The 5,296-nt window shown below is 74.4% G+C and carries 4 protein-coding genes; all 4 read right to left on the reverse strand.

Going from position 1 to position 5,296, the window contains the following annotated elements; genetic code table 11:
• Positions 1-1,970, reverse strand: a 1,970-nt coding sequence (pheT, locus tag MXD58_RS19160) for a phenylalanine--tRNA ligase subunit beta (protein WP_250609671.1), incomplete at its 3' end; no start/stop codon positions are given.
• Between the two features lie 4 nt (positions 1,971-1,974).
• Complete coding sequence (pheS, locus tag MXD58_RS19165; RefSeq protein ID WP_248839712.1) at positions 1,975-3,078, reverse strand: phenylalanine--tRNA ligase subunit alpha; 1,104 nt, start codon at positions 3,076-3,078, stop codon at positions 1,975-1,977.
• Between the two features lie 170 nt (positions 3,079-3,248).
• A complete protein-coding gene (locus MXD58_RS19170) occupies positions 3,249-4,478 on the reverse strand; it encodes a sensor histidine kinase (RefSeq protein WP_248839713.1) in 1,230 nt (409 codons plus the stop codon).
• The coding region (locus tag MXD58_RS19175; protein ID WP_250609672.1) for a TrmH family RNA methyltransferase at positions 4,478-5,296 on the reverse strand (819 nt) is incomplete at its 5' end. The genes MXD58_RS19175 and MXD58_RS19170, both read right to left, overlap by 1 nt.

Consider the following 5,296-nt stretch of genomic DNA (forward strand, 5'->3'; position numbering starts at 1 on the left):
CCGGTGAGCAGCGCGGCGATGTGGCGGGGCTGCTCGGGCAGCGCGGCGTCGAGGCCGGCGATCTCCTCGTCGGTCGGTCGGCGCCACGCCGGCGGCGAGGCCGGCCACGGCGTGCCGGCCGGCCGCTCGCGGAAGACGAGGCCAACCTCGAACAGCGCCAGGTCCTGCTGGCCGCGGCCGATGTTGCGCACCGCGGTGGCGATCAGTCCGGACAGCAGCGTGGTGCGCAGGTAGGCGGCGTCCTCGGCGATGGGGTTGGCCATCCGGACGGCGGCGCGGCGCGGGTCGTCGGCGGCGAGGCCGAGGAAGTCGGCCGCGTCCCGCGCGACGAACGGCAGGGTCAGCACCTCGACGAACCCGGCGTGGGCGAGCGCCCGCCCGACGGCCCGGCGCAGCCGCTGGGCCGGGGTGAGGCCCCGCCCGGCTGGCAGGCGCGGGAGGGTGACCGGGATCGTGTCGTAGCCCTCCAGTCGAACGATCTCCTCGACGAGGTCGGCGACCCGGGTCAGGTCGGGGCGCCACGACGGCGGGATGACCATCAGCGTGTCGCCGTCGACCGGATCGTCGTCGCCTTCACCGCTACCCGCGGCGATCGTGCAGCCGACGTCGGTCAGACGGCGCAGGACCACCTCCGCCGGGTACGAGCGCCCGGCGAGCCGCTCGGGCTCTGCGAGCGGCAGTGCGATCGCGACGGCAGACGGGCGGTGATCGATGTCGGTCACGCCCGGCGCGGGCCGGGCACCGGTGAGCTCCGCGAGCAGGGCGACGGCCGCGCCGGCGGCGACCGGCGCGAGCGCGGGGTCGACACCGCGTTCGAAGCGCCTCGACGCCTCGGAGGACAGCCGGTGACGGCGGGCGGTGCGCGCGATGCGGATCGGATCGAAGTGCGCGGCCTCCAGCACGATGTCGGTGGTCTGCGCGGAGACCTCCGTGCTCGCCCCGCCCATCACCCCGGCGAGGGCGACCGGGCCGGAGCCGTCGGCGATGACCAGGTCCTCCGGGTCCAGGACGCGCTCAACGCCGTCGAGGGTGCGCAGCTTCTCCCCCGCCACCGCGGCGCGGACCACGATCGGCCCGGACAACTTCGCTCGGTCGAAGGCGTGCAGCGGCTGGCCCAGGCCGAGCAGCACCGCGTTGGTCACGTCGACCGGTGCGGAGATCGACCGCATCCCGGCCAGCGACAGCCGCCGGGTCCAGGTCAGCGGGGTGCTGGCGGTCGCGTCGACGCCGGTGACGACCCGGGCGACGTACCGGTCGCAGCCGGCGGTGTCCTCGACGACGACCGGGTAGGCCACGGCGGCGCTGGCCGCGGGGTCCGCCGACGCGGCGGGGTCGGCGAACGGCAGCGCGAAGGCCGTCGCGGCCTCCCGGGCGATGCCGCGCACGGACAGTGCGTAGCCCCGGTCCGGGGTGACGGCGATGTCGAGCACCTCGTCGGCGAGGTCGAGCAGCTCGGCGACCTCCGCGCCGATCGGGGTCTGCGGCGCCAGCACGAGGATGCCGTCGTGGTCCTCGCCGATGCCGAGCTCGCTGGCCGAGCAGATCATCCCATCGCTGAGATGGCCGTAGGTCCTGCGCGCGGTGATGGTGAACCCGCCGGGCAGCACGGCACCAGGCAGAGCGACGGCGACCCGGTCGCCGACGGCGAAGTTGTGCGCCCCGCAGACGATCCCCCGCACGCCGTCCCCGGCGCCCGTCCCGCCTCCCGGGACCCCCGCGCCCGACAGCTGGGTACCCGACGGCCCGCCTTCAACCTCGGCGACGCGGACCTGGCACCAGCGGACGGCCTTCTTCTTCGTCTCGACGAGCTCGAAGCTGACGACCTCGCCGACGACGACCCCGGCGAGGTCGGAACCGACGGTGCGCACGCCCTCGACCTCGAAGCCGGCGCGGATGAGCGCGTCGGCGACCGCTCGGGCCGGCGGCAGGCCCTCGACGTACTCCCGCAACCAGGACATCACGATCAGCATGGCGTCAGCTCTCGATTCCGAACGGGAGGCCGAAGCGGACGTCCCCGTCGACGAAGTTGCGGATCTCCCGGACGCCGTGGCGGAACATCGCCGCCCGTTCCAGGCCCATTCCGAAGGCGAAACCGCTGTAGCGGGTCGCGTCCACGCCCGCCGCCCGCAGCACGTTCGGGTCGACCATGCCGCAGCCGCCGATCTCGATCCAGCCCTCGTCCGAGCAGACCCGGCACGGCTGGCGGGCCGCCTCGCCCCGGCAGGCGAAACACTGCACGTCCAGCTCCGCGCTCGGTTCGGTGAACGGGAAGAACGACGGGCGCAGCCGCGTCGACAGGCCCGAGCCGAACAGCGCCTCGGCGAAGACCGACAGCGTGCCGCGCAGGTCTGCCATGGTGATGTTCTCGTCGACGGCGAGGCACTCGAACTGGCCGAACACCGGCGAATGCGTCGCGTCGATCGTGTCGTTGCGGTAGGTCCGCCCGGGGGCGACGACGTAGACGGGCAGCGGCCGGGACAGCAGCGAGCGGATCTGCACCGGGGAGGTGTGGGTGCGCAGCAGCCGGCCGGAGCCGGCGGGTTCGACGTACAACGTGTCGTGCTCGCTGCGCGCGGGGTGGTCGGGGGGCATGTTCAGGGCCTCGAAGTTGAACCAGTCGTGCTCGACCTCGGGCCCCTCGGCGACCTCGTAGCCCATGGCCACGAAGACGTCGACGATCCGGTCGGTGAGTGCGGTCAGCGGATGGCGGGCGCCGCGGGGGCGCCGGGTCACCGGCACGGTGACGTCGATGACCTCATCGCGCAGCACGCGGGCGTCGCGTTCGGCGCTCAGCTCCGCCAGGCGCGCGTCGAAGGCGGCCTGGACCTCGGCGCGGGCGGCGTTGTGCCGGCGGCCGGCGTCGGCGCGTTCCTCGCGTGCCAGGGCGCCGAGGTCACGGCGGGCGCGGACCAGCGGGGCGGCGTCGCCCTGCACGTGGGCGGTGCGGACGGCGGCCAACGCGTCGAGGTCGGCGGCAGCGCTGATCGACTCCCGCGCCGCCGCGACGGCCGCGGCGAGCTGGTCGGGGTCGAGGCTTGCGACCCGGGACGGATCGACGGTCTCTCCAGGGGCGGACACGGGCACATCCTCGTATCGGTCACGGGGTGGATGCCGCCCGGCGCGGGGTGAAACCCGGCACGGGTGGCGGAGAACACGGCGCGGCACCCGGCACCACGCGGCACGTAAGGCCGCCGCGGATCAGGCCGATGCCGCCCAAGGCGCCCACCAGCGGGTCGTGACGTTTGGCCTCAGCCGAACACCGGACCGCCGGCGGGCACGAAAAATCGGAACTCGGCGCCGCCACCCGCGGCCCGGCCGACGGAGATCGTGCCGCCGTGCGCCTCGATCAGCGCCTTGGCGATGTACAGGCCCAGGCCGGTGCCGTTGCCCCGGCTGGCGCCGCGCCAGAACTTGGTGAACACGCGGGCGGCGTTCGATGCGGACACGCCTTCGCCCTCGTCGGCCACGCTCACCTCCGTACCGGACTCCTCGCCGCGCAACGACACCGTCACAGTACCCGCTCCGTGGCGCAGGGCGTTGTCGACGAGGTTGTGCAGTACCTGCTCCATCTTGTCCTGGTCGACCCACATCTCGGGCAGTTCGCCGTCCTGGCGCACGAGGAACCGGTCGGCGCCGGCCGCGCCGGAGGCGATCTTGCCGTCGACCACCGCGCGCACCCGGCTCGGCAGGTCGACGATCTGCTTGCGGACCTGGATGCGCCCGGAGTCGATCCGGGAGACGTCGAGCACCTCGGCGAGCAGCCGGGTCACCCGGTCCGCGTCGGTGTTGACCGTGTTGAGCATCAACTTCTTCTGCTCGTCGGTGAACCGGTCCCACTTGGCGAGCAGGGTCGCTGTGAAACCCTTCACACTGGTCAGCGGCGATCGCAGCTCGTGGGCGACGGTGGCGACGAGGTCGGCGCGGTTACGTTCCAGCCGCTCGCGGCTCGAGGTGTCCCGCAGCGACAGGGAGACTCTGGCCAGGCGGCCGGCGACCCGGGTGAACCGGGCGGTGACGTGGAAGTCGCGGTCCTGGTCCGGGCCGGCGTAGGTCAGCCGGCGCTCGGGCTGCCCGACGACGCTGGGCATGTCCCGGCTCTGCGCTGAGCACTCCCACCAGTCGTTGCCCCGCTCGTCGAGCAATGGCAGCACCTCGTTGAGGTGCCGGCCGACCGCGGCGGGTGCCTGCGTGCCGACCAGGCGGGCGGCCGCCCGGTTGAACACCTCGACGGTGCCGGCGGCATCGGTGACGACCACGGCGTCGGGCAGCAGGTCGAACGCCGCCGCGGGCAGCGGCCCGTCGAGCGCGGCCGACCCGGCGCTCTGCGCGCCGGGGTCCTGCGCTGGCTCGTCGTCCGCAGTCATGGCCTCGCCTGATGCCGATTGCGCGATGGTGGGCAGGCTGGCCGCCGCGGCATCGGCCGCGCCCGCGTCGGCCGCGGTCGGCGCCTGCTCGGATGTCGATGCGACGGTGTTCATCACCGCCGACCACCTCCTCCGGTGCCGTCAGTACCGGACCTACCCGTTCTCTGCGCCCGCGCCGACGCGTACAGGCACAGGGCGGACGCAACCGCAAGATTCAGGGACTCGGCCTGACCGTACACCGGCACCCGGATCGCCGTGTCCGCGGCGGCCAGCCCGGCGGGGTCCAGGCCGTGCGCCTCGTTGCCGAACAGCCACGCGGTCGGGCCGGCGAGCTCGCCCGCGGTGACCGCGTCGTCCAGGTCACGAGGCGCGGTCCCGGCGGTGGCGATGATCTGGCAGCCCCGCGCCCGCAGGCCCGCCACCGTGTCGGCCAGCCGACCCTCGACGATCACCGGGAGGTGGAAGTGGCTGCCCGCGGACGAGCGCACGCACTTGCCGCCGAACGGGTCGACGCCGACGCCGGTGAACACGACGGCGTCGGCGCCGGCGGCGTCCGCGCTGCGGATCACCGTGCCGGCGTTGCCCGGGTCGCTCGCTCCCACGCACACCGCGACCAGACGTGGCGCGGCCAGCTCGGTGACGCGGTGATCGGGCAGCGCCGCGACCCCCACGAGCCCCTGCGGCGTGACCGTCTCGGACAACCCGGCGGCCGCCTCATCGGTGACGAGGCGGACCGGCACGGCCACGGCCCGCAGCAGCTCCTCGTGCCGGGCGGCCGCCGAGACGCCGACGAACAGCTCGATGAGCGCGCCGGCGGCGAGTGCCGCGCCGACCGCCTGCGCTCCCTCGACGAGGAAACTGCCCTGCTCGCGCCGATGCGCCGACCGCTTCAGCCGCCGCGCGGCGCCGACCCGCGCCGAACGCGGCCCGGC

This window comes from Frankia sp. AgKG'84/4 (genome assembly GCF_023242965.2).
Classification (GTDB): domain Bacteria; phylum Actinomycetota; class Actinomycetes; order Frankiales; family Frankiaceae; genus Frankia.